Here is a 19,934-nt window from a genome sequence, read left to right as displayed (position 1 = left end):
CTAAAGGTTTTTTTTATAATATTCAAAAGCAGTTTCGATTTTAAAGCCACATTTTTGATAAAGATTAAATGCTTTATCATTGTCACTGTCGACTTCTATGGCAATTTTTTCGATGTTTCTTTTAATTAATTCATTTAAGATGGAATAAACTAAATCTTTGCCATATCCTTCACCTTGATATATGGGAGATATACCAAGACCATTTATCATTGCTTCATTATTCTCAAATCTTACTGAGCACATACCTATATATTTTCCATCTACTTCTGCCAAAAACTGTTCTCTATCCTCAGCGTTAAATACTTTTGTTGCAATACTTTTTGATTCTTCATAATTTTCATCAAATATATCTTCACCTAAGGAAATAAGTGTTGGAATATCATCAATTGTAGGGGAAGATAATTTCATTGAACTTAAAATTTTGTTTTCAGTATGGTTAAAATCATATGCTAGTGAATACTCAGTAAAGGCATATTTAGCCCCTAGCTTTTTTATAATATCCTTTGAAACTAAGCATTGCGCCTCGCAAGTAAAAAGTATTCTTTTTACTTTATATTTCTTAAGTTCACTAGTTGCAGAGGTTAGTAATTCTCTAAAATATCCCATGTTTCTATAATCAGGATGGGTGTAGGCAGAAAGTTCAGCTTCATGCCTTGTAGGAATAAAAATATTGATTAGGCTTACTAATTGATTATCTTCGTAAGCTAAAAAAATATTATTTATATCCTTACTAAAGTTTAGAGAATTATCAAGAAACATCTCTCCACTTAATTTATCATATGTTTTGCAGACCTGTTCTAATTCTCTAATAGATTTAATTATATCTTTATCTAGTGTATTTAAAGTTTTTATAAACAGAAAAATCCCTACCTTCTAAATAACTTATTTATATAATAACACATTCTGACAACTATTTGAGTATTCTAGCCTTATTTTATATAGTGCTTACATATAGAGATAAGCTTTTGTCCAGGTGGAATGCTTAATTCACTTAAAACATCTTCATCAAAAGCTCCATCCCAAGGTGCAATGGTTATAACCTCATTTTCATAGACTTTTAAAAGATATTTACTATTTTTTATTGTTACATACACTTTATATAAACATCTTTTGGTTTTATCAACTGAAGCTTCTTTGTAGTATTCAGGATGTATTGAGTTAATAAAGTCTATAAATGATTTATTTTCTTCCTTAGGAATTTGCTTCTCTTTATAAAAATTAGTATCAAGTATCGATACTTTAAAATCATCGCTATCACTTAATTTGCCCTTTAACTCTTGAGTATAATATTGTTCTGATGGCTTGGACTCAAGATTTATGTATTTAGGATCTTTAAGAGAACAACCACTTAATAAGAAAATTAATGAGCAGGCTAAAAATGCTGCCAGAACTTTTTTCATGAAAATCACTCCTTTTTTTGCTTCATTATAATTTATTAAATGGTTATACACCTTAGAACCTTTTAAAGCTAATAACATACAATAATAAAAAGTGTAAATAGCTTTTGAAACATTCATTGCTGTTTACACTTTTCTATAGGGTTTTAAGTTAAGTATCCTATAAAAAACCCTATATATAACTTAAATTCTCTTAAGGAGGAAGCATATGAAATATGGAATAGATATTGAAAATCGCTATTTAAGAAATAAAATTGCCAAAGAATTAAGGGAAGAAGACCACGTTGTCATAATTATGAATGATATTGAGTACTCAGGGTTTGGTGATATGTTGCTTAAAAAGGTAGTCTTGGCTAATCAATCAAAGGTTGATATCTATCTATATTTAAATCTTGTAGAAGGAGATGAAGAGGAATTAAGAATATTTGGAGATGGGAGTATTCTTTCAAAAAGGTTTTATGAAAAATTTACTTTTGAAAAAGAAAAGATGAATTTCAAGATTTCAGATTATAAAAAAGATATGAGTTATTATATTGTATCAAATATTGAAAATAGTGTTGTGTGCGTTGAAGTAATGACAAAGAGGGGAATTTCTTTGTGGGAGATTGAACCTTATATTAGTAAAGCATTGCTTGATATAAGCAAGGATTGGGAGGGAATTATGAGGTAGTAGTACTTGATAGTCTCTCCCTTTAAATATAATTTAATGAATAAAAATTAGTTTAAGATTATAGGATTAAAAAGAAGGAATTTTTAAGGGGTAAATATGGATATAATTTGTACAGTAGCACCAAATACATTAGAAAAGACAACATTAAATAAATTAAGAAATTCGGGTGGAAATATAATCAGGTTAAATTTCTCCCACTTTAGTGAGGATTTTTTTAGGGAAATGGTGAAGAAAATAAGAGAAGAGGAGATTGATGTTAATATTTTAGGAGATATACAAGGAAGTAAGATAAGGGTATGGAGTGAAATGCAAAAGCCAATTAGACTCTTGCATAAGGAACTAATTAAAATATGTTCCTATGAAAAATATAATGAATTAATATCATTAGAGGAAAAATTAATTCCTCTTAATTTGAATATAGATAATTTTAAGAAGATCACATCTAGGGAAATAACCTTTCAAGATGGTGCAATAAATCTTCAAATAGTAAATAAAAATGAAGACTTCCTAATTGGAAAGGTTAAAAGAGGAGGAATTGTTAGAGCAGAAAAAAGCTGTAATATTAAAGGGTATATAAGAGAGGAAAAAAGTATAAGTACTAAAGATAAAAGGGATATTGATTTTTGTATAAGAGCAGAACTTAATATAATTGCACTATCTTATATAGAAAGTAAAGAAGGCTTGCTTAATTATAAAAACTATATTTTTAATAAATCAAAAGAAATGGGAAAAGCCTTTCCTAAAATATATGCTAAGATTGAAACTTTTAAGGGAGTTGAAAATATAAAAAGCATATCAGAAGAATGTGATGGCATTATTATCGCAAGAGGAGACCTTGTGCCTGAGGTTGGGATAAACAATATTCCAATTATACAAAGAATGATATTTAAAAGATGTAAATCAAGAGAATTAATAGTAGCTACTCATCTATTAGATTCTTTAGTTAAAGGGAAAGAAATATCTCCTGCAGAAGTGGATGATATTTATTGGTTTATTAAAAATGGAGCGACAGGATTTTTGTTAGCAAAAGAAACAACAATAACTGAAGATCCATCAAAGGCAGTAAATATAGTAAATAGGTTAATTAATAAATATTCATAATTTGTAAATAGAAAAATTATACAATGATGATATAATAAGTATATTAACTAAGGGGGGAGAATAAATGACAGAGATAATTTTTTGGGTAGTTGGATGTCTTGTAGGTATTTTCTTATTGTGGTTTTTAATATTTAGAGTATTAGGGCTTACAATAATCAAAAGTGATGAAGTAGGTGTAGTAGAAATTTGGCTTGGTAGAAAAAAGGGACAGAAGGATAATAATTCGGTTATTTCTCTTAATGGAGAGGCTGGGTATCAACCAGATCTATTAAAACCAGGAATTCATCTAAGATCAGTATTTAAATACAAAATTCATAGACAGAAGCTTATTACTATTCCTCAAGGACAAATTGGATATGTATTTGCTCGTGATGGAGAAGCATTAAAGCCATCTCAATCACTAGGAAAAATAATAGATTCATGCAATAATTTTCAAAGTGTTAGAGCATTCTTAGAAAATGGTGGGCAAAAAGGGCCTCAAAGAGGAATACTAAGAGAAGGTACTTATGCTTTTAATACAGCACAATTTATAATTATTACTGAAAATCAGATATATTATTTGCCTATTGGAAATGATGATAAAGCATCAGTTATGGGAATGGCAAATGATATATGGAATAAGAGTAATCCTAATCCATATGCTAATGGATTTAGACCAATAGTTATTGAAGGTGAAAGTGATCTAGTAGGGGTTGTTACAACAAAAGATGGTCCATCGTTACCAGAAGGTGATATTATAGCTCCAGTTGTAGGGAATGACAAAAATATAAAAGAGACCTATCATAATAATTTTCAGGATATTGAGAAGTTCTTAGTAGCTGGAGGATACAGAGGTAGACAATTACAAGTAATTACTGATGGTAAGTATTATATAAATAGACTGTTTGCATCAGTAGAATTGGTTAAAAAGACAATAATTGATGTAGGATATGTTGGAGTAGTTAACTCTTTTACAGGTGCAAAAGGAAAAGATCAGTCTGATATAACCTACACTCATGGAGAATTGGTTGCAAGCAGTGAAAGAGGTGTATGGAAAGAACCATTAATGGCAGGTAAATATGCTTTGAATCCATATGCAATCAAGGTATTTCCAGTTCCAACTACAAACTTTATATTAAAATGGAATAGCAAGGAGAATGGTAAATTACAATATGATAGTAATTTAAAGGAAGTAAGCTTAATAACTAAGGATGCCTTTGAACCATTATTACCACTATCTGTTGTAGTTCATATAGACTATAAGAAAGCTCCACTAGTAATTCAAAGATTTGGTGATATTAAGATGCTTGTTGAGCAGACTCTAGATCCGCTAATAGGAACTTATTTTAAAAATATCGGACAGACTAAGACCTTAATTGAGCTAGTTCAAAATAGAACAGAAATACAGTTACTTGCAACTGAGGCTATGAAAGAAAAATTCGAGAAATATAATCTTGAACTTGAAGAGGTATTAGTAGGGACTCCTTCAGGAGAAAAGGATCCTCGTATAGAAGATATGCTCACTCAGCTTAGGGATAGACAAATAGCTAGAGAAAAAATAGAAACCTATAAGAGTCAGAAAGATGCAGCAGATATGGAAAAAACCTTAAGGGAAGCAGAAGCTGTAGCTAAACAACAAACCATGAAAACAGAATCTTTAATTAATATTGAAATCCAAGCTAACCAAGGTAAAGCTGAACTTGAGAGATCTATTCAAGAAGCTAAGAAAATAGAAACTATAGCTATGGCAAATGCTAATAAAACTAAATTTGAAGCTGAAGCTCAAGCAGAACTTGAAGCTAGGGTAGGTATAGGTAAAGCTATAGCTATTGAAGAGCAGGTTAGAGCATACGGTGGACCACAATATCAAGTTACTCAAGATGTAATGGATAAATTCACAAAAGCAATAGCTACATCAGGAATTGATATAGTTCCTAAGAATGTTATTACTATGGGAAATAGTGCGGAAAATGGACATGTAGATGCAGTTCAAAGCTTGCTAACTGTATTGCTAAGCAAAGAAATTGGCGTTGAATATAAGCCTAATGAAAACCACAATATTGTAGTGGAAGAAATTAAGAAATCCATTATTGAAACTATAAACTCAAAGGACAAAGACAAAAAGGAAAGTAAAGAAGTTAGAGAAGAAAGTGAGCAAACTATAACAACTAAAGATATTAAAGAATAATAAGATGAGGATGTCTTAAAATAACTTTAAGATATCCTCTTTCTATATTTTAACATGAAATCATAAGTACATATTGCATTAATATAAAAGATGTGATAATATATTTAAGTGCCTTGCTGATGTGGCGGAATGGCAGACGCAGTGGACTCAAAATCCACCGACCACAAATCGTGAGGGTTCGAGTCCCTCCATCAGCACCAAAAAAAGAGAAGTGAATTAATATTCACTTCTCTTTTTTTATGGCCATTTTTACCACGGCTAAATAGCTATGTTGATGTGATATGGACTAAGTTTCCAGTCAGTGATAATATTTAAAGTAGAAACAAATATGGTAAATATAATAGAAGCTGCTAGGGAGGATGTAGTGTGGAATTTAAAGAAGTAAAAATCGAAATATACGTTCCAGAAGAATATACAATAAAATTACGAGATGAACTTAATAAAGTTAATGCATGTAAGATTGGAGATTATGATAATGTTGTTTCAATAACAAATGTTAGAGGTTACTGGAGACCTTTAGAAGGTTCTAATCCCTTTAATGGTGAGGTAGGTAAGGTATGCGAAGGTACGGAATGTAAGATAGAGATAAGATGTAAAAGGGAATATGTTAAGAATGCAATTAAGGTTATCAGCGAAATTCATCCTTATGAAGAACCATTAGTAAATATCATTCCAATAGTAAATGAATTGTTTGAATAGAAAGTTAAATACTTCGAAGATTTCTTATGTTTAGAATTATAGCCTTAAAATTTCACCTGAAATTTTAAGGCTATTTTTCGACACTATATTAAAATATAGTCATTCATTTAGAATAAAGTTTAAATTACTCTAATATCCTTAGACTCTAAAACATCTAAAATTTTCATATCAGGGAGCTCATCTGTAATGATATTATTGATATCATCTAAAATAGCAAATCTATAGGAGCCGTCAAAAATAAACTTAGTATTTTCCATGACTATAAAGGTTTCTTTTGAAGCTTTAATTATAGCTTTTTTAGTGTTCCCTTCCTCCAAATCAAAGTTACTTATGCTATTATCAAGTACATTAACTCCACAGCTACCTATAAAAGCTTTATCTACTCTATATCTTGAAATATCTAATGAGGCAGCAGAACCAACAACTCCACCAAGATGTTTGTTATATCTTCCCCCTATGCAAATTAATTCAGTGTTTGTATTTTCATTAAAAAGAGTCGAAATCTCTACCATGTTTGTTACTACAGTAATTCTTTTATTTTCTTCTGCAATTAATTTTGCTATCAAATAATTAATGCTTGATATATCTAGAAAAATCATATCCAAATCATTAATTTCATTAAGAGCTTTTTTAGCTATAATGTGCTTTTTATCTGTATTTCTAACAAGCCTAGTTTCGATACTAGTGCTTTCAGCTTTTTTTCTTTCTAATATGGCTCCGCCATAGGTTCTTTTTAATTTTCCTTCTTTCTCAAGTCTCTGAAGATCCTTTCTTATCATAGGTTCGGACATGTTAAATCTTACACTTAAATCTTTAACATACACCTTTCCTTGTTCCTCTAATATACTAAGAATTGCGTTTAATCTCTCTTCTGCAAACATTTAATGCCTCCTTGAGTGATAATAAATGATAAATTTTGATAATACATTTATTGTATATTAAAAAAAATAAAAAATAAAGATTATTATAAATAAAGTCTATAAACAATATATTGACTTGATAATATTTAAAGAGTAAAATGATATTAATTAATAATAAATGATAATAAATGATAATTTATGAAAGGGTGCGAGAGAATGGAAGCATTAATTTGTGACATTGAACATTATGCCATTCACGATGGTCCAGGAATTAGAACAGTTGTCTTTTTAAAGGGTTGTCCATTAAGGTGTCTTTGGTGTAGCAATCCTGAAACTCAAAGAGGTAAGAATCAATTGTATTATTCTGATGTTGATTGCATTTCATGCGGAAGATGCATATTAAGCTGTGAAGATGAAGCATTAATCCTAGTAGATGGGAAGTTAAAAATAGATCATAAAAAGTGTACAACTTGTGGGGAATGCATTAAATCTTGTCCGACCTCATCCTTGAAATTTGTAGCAGAAAACATGACAGCTCAGGAAGTTTTTGAAGAGGTTTACAAAGACGAAATTTTTTATAGACAATCTTTAGGGGGAGTAACTGTATCTGGTGGAGAAGTACTGATGAATGCTGATTTTGTTATAGAATTGCTTACTATGTGCAAAGAAAATTATATAAGTACGGCTGTTGAGACTTCTGGATACGGAGAAATTGAAAAGTTAAAAGAGCTAAGCAAGGTTACAGATACTTTTTTGTTTGATATAAAGCATACTAACTCACAAAGTCATAAAGAGTTAACAGGAGTACCTAATGAAGTTATACTAAATAATCTTAAAGAACTTTCAAGATTAAATAAACAAATCATTATAAGAATTCCATTAATCCCAGGATTGAATGATGATAAAGAAAATATAAGTAAAACTATTAAAATAGCTAAGGAAAATAATATTAATGAAATTCATATTCTTCCTTATCACACATTAGGTATGGACAAATATAAGAGATTGCAAAAGGAATATAAGCTAAAAGATTTAGATAAAAGAGATTTAGGATATATAGAAACTTTAAAAGCTATGGTTGAAGAAGAAAATATAAAATGTATTATAGGGGGATAGAAAAATGAAAAGTTTTCAAATTAAAAGTGAAAGAATTAAAAAGTTAAGGGAATCTGTTTTATCCCAAACTCCAATGGTGTGCATCGAACGTGCAAGATATATTACTGAAGCTTATAAAGAAAATGAAGCTCAGCCAATATACATTAAAAGGGCTAAAGCAGTAGAAAAAATCTTAAGGAATATGAGCATTTATATTAAAGAAGGGGAACTTATAGTAGGTAACCAAGCCTCAGAGGAAAGAACAGCACCAATTTTTCCAGAGTATGCAGTAGATTGGATGGAAACTGAACTTAATGATAAAGGAAATTTCAATAAGAGAGATGGAGATAACTTTTATCTTCCAGAGGAACATATAGAAGAACTAAAAGAAATCATAGGTTATTGGAAAGGAAAGACCTTAAAAGACAAGTGTATGGCAGTAATTCCTGAGGAGGTTAAGAAAGCTTCTGAAATTAAAGTTATACATGGAGAAGGTAATATGACTTCTGGTGATGGGCATATAGTACCTGATTTTGAAAAAGCTTTAAGAATAGGATTAAAAGGCATTATAAAAGAAGCAGAAGAAAGATTTGAAAAAATAGATATAAGTGATGATGATGCTCTAAGGGAAATAGCTTTTCTAGAATCTATAATAATAATTAATAAAAGCATTATAGAATTTGGAGAAAGATATTCAAGGCTTGCATATGATTTAAGTGAAAAAGAAACTGATGAAAAAAGAAAAAAAGAATTAATTAAAATATCAGAAATATGTAAGAAGGTACCAGGAGATGCTCCAGAAAGTTTTGAAGAAGCACTTCAAATGATTTGGTTTATTCATTTAGTTATACAGATAGAAAGCAATGGACACTCTGCGTCACTTGGAAGAGTAGATCAATACCTAAACTCATACTATATGAAGGATATTAAAGAAGGAATAATTGATAGAGAATATGCTAAAGAGCTATTACAATGCTTATGGATTAAACTATATTCAATTCTTAAGATAAGATCAACTTCTCACTCTGGTTATGGAGCAGGATATCCGACTTATCAAAATGTTACAATTGGAGGAACTAATTCTGACTTCACTGATGCAGTAAATGAATTGAGCTTTTTGATTTTAGAAAGTGTTGGAGAGGCAAAACTAACTCAACCAAACCTTTCAGCAAGGGTTCATGCGAATACATCAGAAAGGTTTTTAAGAGAATGTGCTGAAGTTATATCTACAGGTTTTGGAATGCCTGCACTTCATAATGATGACATAATCATCCCTGCTCTTCTAAACAAAGGGGTTTATTACAAAGATGCCTACAATTATACTATGGTAGGTTGTGTTGAGGTAGCAGTTCCTGGAAAATGGGGGTATAGATGTACAGGAATGACATTCCTTAATTTTATTAAAGCCTTTGAACTTACACTAAATGATGGATTTGATAAAAGAACTGGATATATTCTTAATTCAGGAAATGGTTCATTAAAGGATTTTAAAGAATATAAAGACCTATGGGAAGCATGGGAGAAGAATATAGAATATTATACAAAACTATCAGTAGTTTCAGATAAAGTTGCAGATGTAAATCTATTAGATTATCCTGATATATTTTGCTCTTCACTAATTGATAATTGCATTGAAAGATGTAAAACAATAAAAGAAGGGGGAGCTTTATATGATATAATTTCAGGGCTTCAAGTTGGACTAGCAAATGCAGCTAATAGTTTTGCGGCTCTTAAGAAATTTGTATATGAAGATAAGGTATTTACCCTAGAGGAAATAAAAGATGCTTTAGATAGCAACTTTGAAGGAATTAACGGGGAAAGAATAAGAAAAGTATTAGAGGGAGCTCCTAAATACGGAAATGATAATGAGTATGTTGATAGCATAGCTGTGGACGTATATGAAACCTATATAAAAGAGATTTCAAAATATAATAATACAAGGTATGGCAAAGGTCCAATAGGTGGGAATTATGGTTTATCTACATCTGGAATATCTTCTAATGTACCAATGGGGTGTGTAACAGGAGCAACTCCTGATGGAAGAAAAGCATGGACACCAGCAGCAGAAGGATGTTCGCCTGTACAAGGAACAGATACTAAGGGGCCGACATCAGTTTTAAATACAGTATCAAAACTTCCTAATATTCTTATGACAGGTGGTCAATTATTAAATGTTAGATTTACTCCAAATCTAGTTAATAATGATATTGGATTTGAGAAGTTTGTAATGTTTATTAAGAGTTTTATTGCAGTTAAGGGTTGGCACATTCAATTTAATATTATGTCTACAGAAACCTTAAGAAATGCACAGAAAAATCCAGAAGAATATAGAGATATAATAGTTAGAGTTGCAGGATATTGTGCGCAATTTGTAACACTAGATCCTACTACACAAGAAGATATTATAAGTAGAACAGAACAAAGATTTTAAAAGTCATAGAAGCCACTAGAGTAACGATTCTTTAGTGGCTTTTATATTTTGTATAAAGGGGCAATAAACTTAGAAAAATGAAATGAAATGGATAAGTAATGGTTTAAATTATGTTATTTAGGTGTTTTTGGATAATATAGGGGGTTAAATATAATAATATTTGATGTATAATTATTATATAGTAATAGTTATTAATAAAGATTAAATATATATTATGGAGGATAGGAGGGAATATTATGAAAAAAGTTGTTTTATTAAGACATGGAGAAAGTGTATGGAATAAAGAAAATAGGTTTACAGGTTGGTCAGATGTAGAGCTTTCCGACAAAGGTGTTGAAGAAGCTAAAAGGGCAGGAGAAATACTTAGAAAAGAGGGTTATAGTTTTGATAAGGGATTTTCTTCAGTGCTTAAAAGGTCAATTAAAACTTTGTGGTATGTATTAGATGAATTAGATTTATTATGGATTCCTGTAGAAAGATCTTGGAGACTTAATGAGAGACACTATGGTGCACTTCAAGGACTTAACAAGGCAGAAACTGCATTGAAATATGGAGATGAACAGGTTCATAAGTGGAGGAGAGACTCAGAAGTATATCCACCTGCCTTATCAAAAAGTGATGAAAGATACCCTGGAAATGAAAGAAAGTATAGTGAGTTAAAAGAAGAGGAACTACCACTTACAGAAAACTTAAATGATACTATTAAAAGGGTTATACCATATTGGAATGAAGTTATATCACCAGAAGTTAAAAGTGGCAAAAATATAATAATAGCAGCTCATGGAAATAGTCTTAGGGCATTAGTTAAATATTTGGACAACTTATCAAATGAAGAGGTTACTAATTTAAATATTCCAACAGGAACTCCATTGGTTTATGAACTTGATGATGAATTAAAACCAATAAGGCACTATTACCTAGGAGATCCTGAGGAAATTAGAAAAGCAGAAGAAGCAGTTCAAAAACAAGGAGAAGCTGCAAAAGAAGAGGTAGCTAGTTCTATAAGAGTATAATGCTACAATGCAAGAAGATAAGCAGTTAAAAAAATAGAAATATATGGGAAAAGTCATTCTATTAATACTGACTTGTATTTATTAACTTTATTTAATTATAACAGAGATTTCTCTTTATATGGGAATCCCTGTCTTTTTTATGGGAAAATATAGCTAAGAAGAATTATGACGAAAAAAGAAGAAAAATGAAGAAGAAACAATAAAGAAATGCAGATAAACATACGATAATAATAATATAAATTACATAATTGGAAAAAAAAACATTAAGACTAAATTATGCTAGCGAACGAGTAGTCGTTTGGAATAGATGTAAATCAAGGGGGATAGTGTTATGAAACTTAAATGGAAAATATCTTTAATTATTTCTTTGGTACTTTTAGTATTTTCAATCTCATTAGGAACTGTAATGTATTTTAAGGTGACTAATATCTTAAATACTAAAATGGTAGAGGAATTAAATGCGACTTCAAGTATGGGATTAATATCTCTAAGTAACAAATATCCTGGAGATTGGAGTATTAAAGGTGATAAGCTCTATAAGGGAGATACTATAATTAATGAAGACTTTTCAGTTGTGGATGATATCAAAAATAAGACAGGAATGTATGCTACTGTCTTTATGAAGGATACTAGAGTTACAACTAATATCACAGATGGTAGTGGAAAGAGAAGTATTGGAACTAAGGCAAGTGATAAGGTAGTGGAAGAAGTTATAAATGGAGGGAAGACATATCAAGGTAAGGTTAATGTAGGGGAAACTCCTATTGATGCGTATTATACTCCTATAAAAGATAAAGATGGTAAAGTAATTGGAATGTGGTTCGTTGGAATATCAAATGAAAAAACAATGAATGAATTAAAAGAATTGGCTATATATATTTTATTACTAAGCTTGGGTATGATATTAATTGGTAATTTAATTACCATAAGTATTGCTAAATATATTACAAAAGATTTAGAAGTTGTACAAAAGGATATTAAGAGTTTTGAATCAGGAGATTTTAGCATTACAATGAATGAGAAAGCTATTAGTAGAAAGGATGAAATTGGATTTATTGGAAAGACAGTTCAAGGAATGCAATTTGGAATAAAAGAAATTATTGAAAATGTTCAAAAAGAAACTGGTGTTATAGAAGATAATATAAATAATACTAAAGATCAGCTTGAAAGGTTACATAGTGATGTAGAAAGCATTTCAGCTACTACAGAAGAATTATCTGCTGGGCTTGAGGAAACAGCTGCATCAGCATTTGAAATGAACGAAACAGCATCTAAGATTAAAATATCAGCAGAAGATACACTGGAAAAATCCAAAGATGGAAAAGACGCTGCAATTAAAATTAAAATGAGAGCAGAGGAACTTAAAGCGAAAGCTATTTCTTCACAAAAAGCTGCAAAAGAAGTATATGACAAGACTCAAGAAAGTATGAAAGTTTCTATTGAAAAATCCAAATCCATTGAACAAATTAATTTGCTTTCAGATGCTATATTCAATATTGCCTCTCAAACTAATCTATTAGCTTTAAATGCTGCTATTGAAGCTGCAAGAGCTGGTGAAGCTGGAAGAGGATTCTCGGTGGTTGCAGAGCAAGTAAGACAATTAGCAGAAAGTTCAAAGGAAGCAGCAGCTAAAATACAAGAGGTAACAAAACAAGTAATTGATTCAGTTGAAAATTTAGCTTCAGATTCAAGCAATATGCTTACATTTATGGATAATAGTGTTCTAAAGGATTATGAAACACTTGTTGAAACTGGAGAACAATATAGCGCTGATGCAGTTTTCATCGAAAACTTAGTTGGAGAATTTTCCAATACAGCTGAAGAATTAACAAATTCAATTAAAAATATTGTACAAACTATAAATGAGATATCAAGTGCAGCAAATGATGGTGCGCAGGGTTCTACTCATATAGCAGAAAAAACAATGGAAATAGTACAAAGTGCAAATAGTCTTGTATTGCAAACAAATTACACAAAAGATAGTTCGGATAGATTGTTAAAAGAAGTAAATGGATTTAAAATTTAGAAGTAAAATCCATTATAGGGAGTGATGGAATGAAGGTTAAACAAAAGACTTTTTCAGTAGTTATTTTAAGTTTTATCTTCATGTTTCTGGTAACATACGCAGTATTTTACATGTCATATTATGGGTTCATAGAGAAACACAAAAAGGATGAAGTAGAGGAAAGCTTTCAAACATTAGACTATATTTTAAGCAATGAAGAAGAAAGTTTGAAAAGTTCGCTTTTGGATTGGGCTTTTTGGGATGATACCTATGGATTTATTAATGATAAAAATGACGAGTATATAAAATCTAACTTAGACTTTAGCACACTAGTTACACTTAATTTGAAAATGATGATTTTCTTAGATAATAAGGGTAATTTGGTATATAGTAAAGAAACTGGAATCGATAAAGCAATATCAAAGGAATTAAGTAATGAGATTTTACTTAAAAATAAACAAATAAAGGATATTGGAAGTAATAAAAGCCCATTACTTTTAGTAAATAACAAAGCTTTTTTAGTTGTAAAGTCAAAAGTTACAAAATCAGATAATTCTGCAGATACTAATGGGTATTTGATATTTGTTCGAGAAATTGATAACAAATTATTAACGTACATACAAAAAACTGCAAAGACATCCCTGGTATTTAATAATGTAAGTGTGGCAAATGATATATATTATAAGGATTTCAAAAGTTTAAATAATGAAGTTAAGTACAAAAAAGGTAAATGGAGTTTTGAGGCGTATAAAATAGAAAATGATGTATTTGGTGAAAAGTCTATTATGTTTTCTATAGAAACAGAGCAAACCAATTATCAAGAATACTATTTTAGTATTTTTGTAATAGGAATTATTCTACAGATTTTATTAGTATTTGTTATTGATTATATAGTTATAGACAAGCAAATATTTAAAAGACTTTCTAAATTGACTGATTTTATAGAGTATGTGGCAAAAACAAAGGATACCAGTCTCAAAATTCAACTTAGTGGGGAGGATGAGCTTAATCAGTTAGCAGATTCTACTAACAGGATGTTAATGGAATTAAATAGTGCTTATAAGGATATTAAAGAAAGCGATGATAGATTTAGAATAATAATGGAAGCTACCAATGATGGTTATTTAGATTTCTATGTGAAAAGTAGAGAAGTTTATATTAGCCCAGAATGGAAAGCGGAAATAGGCTACGAGGGCGACAATGGTAGTGAATTATTTAAAAGTTATATTTCTAAAATTCACCCTGAATGCTTTGATAGATTAAAGGAAAAGTTCTACAAAGTAATTAAAGGTGAAGAAGATAGTTTCACTGAAGAATTTAGATTTATCAAAGAGTCTGGTGAGATAATTTGGGTATCACAAAGAGGAAAGGTTTCAGAGAAAGACTCAAATGGAAAGCCAATAAGGATAGTAAGCACCTTATCTAATATAACAGACAGAAAGAAATATGAAGAACAAATATTATATTTGAGTTATTCTGATAAGCTTACAGGAATTAAAAATAGAACTTATATGGAAAATGTCTTTAGTGAATTAAATGGTAATAAAGAATCTAAATATTTCATTATAATGGGAGATTTAAATGGGTTAAAGCTAGTAAATGATTCTTTTGGACACTCAGAGGGAGATAAATTGATTTATACTGCAAGCAAAATACTAAAGGAGGCCTGTAGTACTAGTGATATTATCTCAAGATGGGGTGGAGATGAGTTTATTATAGTCGTAGTAAACAAAGATAGAAGTTATGTTTCAAAATTAATTGATAATATTAAAATTGAATGCATTAAAGAAAAAGAATATAAGTTTAATATTAGCATAGCACTAGGATATGCTGAAAAAAGCACAGAATATCCTAATACAGAAGCCGTAATGTGTTTAGCTGAAAAAAGAATGTATCGTAATAAGCTTATGGAAGATAAGAGTTCGAGAAATTCTACTATAAGTTCATTATTAAGGACGTTACATGAAAAACATAGTGAAACAGAGCAGCATACCATGAGAATTAAAATATTAAGTTTAAAGCTGGGAAAAAGATTAGGCTTAAGTGAAGATAAGTTGGATGAACTTGGATTACTAGCCCTATTACATGATATTGGAAAGATAGGAATACCGGAGCAGATTTTAATGAAGCCTTCATCTTTAACAAAAGAGGAATTTGATGTAATGAAGACACATACAGAAATAGGCTATAGAATTGCTAAATCAACACCTGTATTTGCACATATTGCAGATGAAATACTATATCACCATGAAAAATATGATGGTACAGGCTATCCTATAGGACTAAAAGGTGAAGAAATTCCTCTTTTAGCAAGAATAATAAACATTGTAGATTCCTTTGATGTAATGACTCATCAGAGAGTTTACAAGGAAGCACTAAGTGTTGAATTTGCTATTGAGGAATTAAGAAGATGTTCGGGAACACAATTTGATCCATATATAGTGCAAGAGTTTATTGATTTAATAAATGAAAATAAAATACACTAGTTTATAAAGGATTATCTTAAAGTGAATTTATATTTACTTTGGGATAATCCTTAAATTTTTGATATAAAATATTGTTATCGTGAACTTTTACATAAATTTTACTTTTATATAATATAATTATATGGGAAAATATGGTAAAGTTTTCTTATTAATTTATGTAAGGGGATGGGTAATGTTGAAAGGTATTCTAAGAAAAAAGAAGTTAACAGCTTTATTTGTAGCAATGTTTGTAGCATTTTCATTATTCTCAAATGGTTTCGTAAGCATAGCTAAAGCAGCTACAGCTGAGAAAAATTTTGACATAATTGAAGTTACAGACTTTCATGGTACACTTTTAGATTCAAGCAACAATCAAGTTGCAGCAGTACTGGGGGATAGAATAGAGAAAGTTCAAAATTCAAATCCGGGAAGAACCCTTCTACTAGGGGGAGGAGATTTATATCAAGGATCTGCAATATCAAATATGCTTAAAGGAGTACCAGTAGAGCAGGTATTCACTAAATTGGGAATGGAAGTAACTGCTTTAGGTAATCACGAGTTTGATTGGGGAATAGATACACTTAAGAATGTAACCATGAAAGGGGCAGGTTACTCAATAGTTTGCTCAAATGTTTATGATAAGACAACAGGAAAGAGAGCTTTTGAGCCATACAAAATTATAGAAAAAGATGGTGTAAAGATTGCAGTTATTGGAGCAATAACTGATACAACACCAACTATTGTGCTTCCTGCATATGCAGATAATTACAAGTTTACAGATGTTTCAAATGAAATAAATACAATAGCAAAAGAAATAAAAGACAATAAGTTAGCAGATGTAACAGTAGCTTTAATACACGAAGGAGATAATCTAGATAATGCTACTGGTCCAATATTTGATATAGCAAATAGCTTATCAAATGTAGATGCAGTTTTTGGAGGACACTCTCATTCAAAAGTATATGCGACTGCTTCTGTTACAAAGATTCCAATATATATTGCAAACTCAAGTGGTAAAGGATTTATTGATGCAAAATTCAAAGTAACATCAGAAGGAAAAGTTGTGTTTAATACACCAAGTTCCTCAGACTATACAGCTTTAGATAACGATAGTGGTTATAAAACAAGTAATCCAATAATAGATCAAAGTATTAAGGCAATTGTAGACGATGCAAATTCAAAAGTAGCACCAATATCATCAGAGGTTATAGGTAAAAATAGCGGAAGTACATTAACAAGAACTCAGAGCAACGAGCCATTTGGTTCATCATTATTAGGAAAGTGGGCATCTGATGTAACCAGAAGTGCTGTATCAGCGGATGTAGGATTTCAAAATAATGGAGGCTTAAGAATAGATATTCCTACTGGTAATATAACAGTGGGCACTATGTGGCAGTTTATGCCTTTTGATAACACAATATATAAATTAACTATGAATAAAGCTGGACTTAAATCAGTCTTAGAACAGGCTGTACAAGATGGAGGAAAAGGAATACAAGTATCTGGAATAAAGTTCTCTTATAATTCATCTAGTGCAAGCGGAGAAAGAGTAGTTAATATAACAAGAGAAGATGGTACACCTATATCAGATAGCGAAGCGCTTACAGTTGCAGTTCCAGATTTCTTAGCTACTGGCGGAGATGGATTTACAAACTTTAAAAACTTAGGAGGAACAAATCCTGCAAATGATTCACACATTCTTGTTAGAGAGGCATTAATAAATTGGTTAAAACAGCATAAGGCTAATGACCCAAGTATAACTACTTCTACTGAAAATAGAATAATAAATGTTTTTGGTCAAAAAACAATTTCAGTTGTTGCAACATCAGATGTACACGGTAATATCTACAATTATGATTATGCAACAGGTAGTGCTCCTTCAAAGTCACAAGGGTTAGCAAAGGTATCTACCTATGTAAAAGGACTTAGAGGTTCAAATTCAAATGTTATGCTTATAGATAATGGAGATACAATACAAGGAACTCCACTATCATATTATTATGATATGCTTGATACTAAAACAGAGTATCCTATGACAAAAGTTATGGGGGCTATGGGATATGATACGTGGACACTTGGAAATCATGAGTTTAATTATGGATTAGATACATTAAATAGAATAATTGGAGATGCAAGAAACCAAAACATTCACGTTTTATCAGCTAATACCTATAAAGATGATGGAAGTAACTTTGTAGATCCATATTATATAAAGAGTTTTAATGTAAATGGCAAGGAAATTAAGGTAGGTATACTAGGTTTAACTACTAAGTGCATACCAAACTGGGAAGATGCAGCACATTATAAAGGACTAAAATTTAACGACTTAGTAGATGAAGCAAAAAAATGGGTACCAGAGGTAAGAGCAAAAGGAGCAGATATTGTTATAGTTGCTGCTCATAGTGGAGAAGAAAGTGCATCAGATGTTATTCCAGAAAATGAAATAAAAGCTTTAGCTACAGAAGTTACTGGAATAGATGCAATAGTAGCAGGACATGCACATTCAACATTAAATGATATTAGTTTAAAGAATCCAGAAGGTAAAGTTGTACCAGTAGTTGAACCTGGTAAATGGGCAAATAATGTTTCACAAATAGATATAAATGTGGCAAGTAACGGGAGTATTAATGGAATAAATACTAAAAATGTGATAATGGATAACTCTATAGAAGAAGATCAAACCATTAAGGATTTAGCAAAGCCATACCAAGATACAACTTTAAAGTATATTCAAACTGTTCTTGGAACATCAACAGGGGAATTTAAAGGGGAAGGACAATTGGAAAAGCCAACTGCAATAATGGAATTAATAAATAAAGTACAAAAAGAAGCAGCTGGAACTCAATTATCAATAGCAGCACCATTAAGTGCATCAGCATATATACCAAAAGGAAATGTTACTATAAAAGATGTAATGTCAGTGTATGTATTTGAGAATTTCCTATATGGAGTAAAGATGAATGGAAAGCAGCTTAAGGATTGGATGGAATATTCAGTAAGATACTACAAACAAGTATCAAATGAAAATGATCCTATTACAAAAGATACAATTTTAAACATTGCAGACTATAATTTAGACCAATTATATGGTGCAACTTATGATATAGATTTAACTGAACCAGCTTGTACAATTGACCCTGTTACAGGTAGAGTAGTTTCAGGAAATAGAATTAAGAACTTAAAGATTAATGGAGTGTCAGTTAAAGAAGATACTGTATATACAGTTGCCATAAATAATTATAGATACAATGGCGGTGGAGGCTTTATGAAAGCCGTTGGATTAAGCAGTACTGATCCAAGTATAGTAACCTATGATTCCTCAAAAGCATTAGGTGACGATGGACAAGTAAGAAGCTTGATGATGAGCTATATTCAAAAGCATAAGACCATATCTCCAGACTGTTCAAACAATTGGAAGGCAAGTACAAAGCCTGTTAGCATAATTGGAGATATAGTTAATCCGACTACACCAAATGAAAACTCAGATCTTCCTAAGACAGGAAGTGTAGTTAGTGCAGAAAGGCTTTTAGCTTTTGGATTATTATTAGCTGCAATTGGGTACGGAGTACAACGTAAAAAGAAGAAAATAAGTTAATTAAAGGGACGGTTCTTCACTTTAAAGATGAAGAACCGTCCCCATACTTATCTAATATTAAAAAATAAAACTAAAGCAAGCATAATAAGACCTATGATTCTAGTTAATATTGTAGATTTTTTTATTCCCATAAATGCATTTGTTTGAGGAGTAGTAAAAGGAAATAAAATAATTGTAATTGCAATGCCTCCACACATTATTGATAAGCCTATTTGAGGCATGAAAGTAAGCGGAATACCTATAAATACTGATAGCAATATGCCAGTGACAAAAAACTTTAATTTCCTTGATACTTTTTGGTAATAAGAAGTGGTTTTTTTCTCACATTCATCACTGCATATGAGCATTTTATTTTCCCCTAAATTTTCACTCTTTAAAGTAAGTTCTTTATAGCCATCACCATTTTTACCACACCAAATACATTTATTCATTATTA

Annotated in this window: 14 protein-coding genes and 1 tRNA gene; 11 read left to right on the top strand and 4 right to left on the bottom strand. The window is 30.6% G+C overall.

All coding sequences use genetic code 11. The features are described 5' to 3' along the window. Complete coding sequence (locus tag JK634_RS10905) at positions 1 to 810, bottom strand: GNAT family N-acetyltransferase (protein WP_338031232.1); 810 nt, start codon at positions 808 to 810, stop codon at positions 1 to 3. Between the two features lie 119 nt (positions 811 to 929). Then, positions 930 to 1,400 (bottom strand): DUF4883 family protein, encoded by a 471-nt coding sequence (locus tag JK634_RS10900; protein ID WP_202767675.1) that lies wholly within the window; start codon positions 1,398 to 1,400, stop codon positions 930 to 932. Between the two features lie 205 nt (positions 1,401 to 1,605). Here JK634_RS10900 and JK634_RS10895 point away from each other — a divergent pair, with 205 nt between their 5' ends. The 5 genes from JK634_RS10895 (at position 1,606) to cutA (ending at position 6,034) form a co-directional block, all read left to right on the top strand. Beyond that, positions 1,606 to 2,067, top strand: a complete 462-nt coding sequence (locus JK634_RS10895; protein ID WP_202767674.1) for a hypothetical protein — start codon at positions 1,606 to 1,608, stop codon at positions 2,065 to 2,067. A gap of 96 nt (positions 2,068 to 2,163) precedes the next feature. Continuing rightward, positions 2,164 to 3,168, top strand: a complete 1,005-nt coding sequence (locus tag JK634_RS10890; protein ID WP_202767673.1) for a pyruvate kinase — start codon at positions 2,164 to 2,166, stop codon at positions 3,166 to 3,168. Between the two features lie 64 nt (positions 3,169 to 3,232). Further along, complete coding sequence (locus tag JK634_RS10885; protein ID WP_202767672.1) at positions 3,233 to 5,335, top strand: SPFH domain-containing protein; 2,103 nt, start codon at positions 3,233 to 3,235, stop codon at positions 5,333 to 5,335. A 115-nt stretch (positions 5,336 to 5,450) separates the two neighbouring features. Continuing rightward, positions 5,451 to 5,535: transfer RNA gene (locus JK634_RS10880), tRNA-Leu, on the top strand. Positions 5,536 to 5,701: 166 nt separating this feature from the next. Further along, entirely contained in the window at positions 5,702 to 6,034 is a 333-nt protein-coding gene (cutA, locus tag JK634_RS10875; RefSeq protein ID WP_202767671.1) for a divalent cation tolerance protein CutA, read from the top strand. 119 nt (positions 6,035 to 6,153) lie between these two features. Here cutA and JK634_RS10870 read toward each other — a convergent pair whose 3' ends face one another. Further along, positions 6,154 to 6,915 (bottom strand): DeoR/GlpR family DNA-binding transcription regulator, encoded by a 762-nt coding sequence (locus JK634_RS10870; RefSeq protein WP_202767670.1) that lies wholly within the window; start codon positions 6,913 to 6,915, stop codon positions 6,154 to 6,156. A 195-nt stretch (positions 6,916 to 7,110) separates the two neighbouring features. Here JK634_RS10870 and JK634_RS10865 point away from each other — a divergent pair, with 195 nt between their 5' ends. From JK634_RS10865 to JK634_RS10840, 6 genes are all read left to right on the top strand, one after another. Beyond that, positions 7,111 to 8,010 (top strand): glycyl-radical enzyme activating protein, encoded by a 900-nt coding sequence (locus JK634_RS10865; protein ID WP_202767669.1) that lies wholly within the window; start codon positions 7,111 to 7,113, stop codon positions 8,008 to 8,010. Positions 8,011 to 8,014: 4 nt separating this feature from the next. Continuing rightward, the gene (locus tag JK634_RS10860) at positions 8,015 to 10,420 is read left to right on the top strand and encodes a glycyl radical protein (RefSeq protein ID WP_202767668.1); all 2,406 of its coding nucleotides are present in this window, start codon (positions 8,015 to 8,017) and stop codon (positions 10,418 to 10,420) included. A 236-nt stretch (positions 10,421 to 10,656) separates the two neighbouring features. Next, on the top strand, positions 10,657 to 11,433 hold the full coding sequence (gene gpmA / locus JK634_RS10855) for a 2,3-diphosphoglycerate-dependent phosphoglycerate mutase (protein WP_202767667.1): 777 nt from the start codon (positions 10,657 to 10,659) through the stop codon (positions 11,431 to 11,433). A 331-nt stretch (positions 11,434 to 11,764) separates the two neighbouring features. Beyond that, entirely contained in the window at positions 11,765 to 13,459 is a 1,695-nt protein-coding gene (locus tag JK634_RS10850) for a methyl-accepting chemotaxis protein (protein WP_202767666.1), read from the top strand. 29 nt (positions 13,460 to 13,488) lie between these two features. Continuing rightward, positions 13,489 to 15,924: an HD domain-containing phosphohydrolase gene (locus tag JK634_RS10845; protein WP_202767665.1), complete on the top strand. Its 2,436-nt coding sequence runs from the start codon at positions 13,489 to 13,491 to the stop codon at positions 15,922 to 15,924. 175 nt (positions 15,925 to 16,099) lie between these two features. Beyond that, positions 16,100 to 19,498 (top strand): bifunctional metallophosphatase/5'-nucleotidase, encoded by a 3,399-nt coding sequence (locus tag JK634_RS10840; RefSeq protein ID WP_420839046.1) that lies wholly within the window; start codon positions 16,100 to 16,102, stop codon positions 19,496 to 19,498. Positions 19,499 to 19,545: 47 nt separating this feature from the next. Here the strand turns inward: JK634_RS10840 and JK634_RS10835 are convergent, their stop codons facing one another. Next, positions 19,546 to 19,929: a hypothetical protein gene (locus JK634_RS10835; RefSeq protein WP_202767663.1), complete on the bottom strand. Its 384-nt coding sequence runs from the start codon at positions 19,927 to 19,929 to the stop codon at positions 19,546 to 19,548. Between the last annotated feature and the right edge of the window lie 5 nt (positions 19,930 to 19,934).

This window comes from Clostridium paridis (assembly GCF_016765615.1).
Classification (GTDB): Bacteria; Bacillota; Clostridia; order Clostridiales; family Clostridiaceae; genus Clostridium_T; species Clostridium_T paridis.
This window is presented reverse-complemented; position numbering and strand designations above follow the sequence as displayed.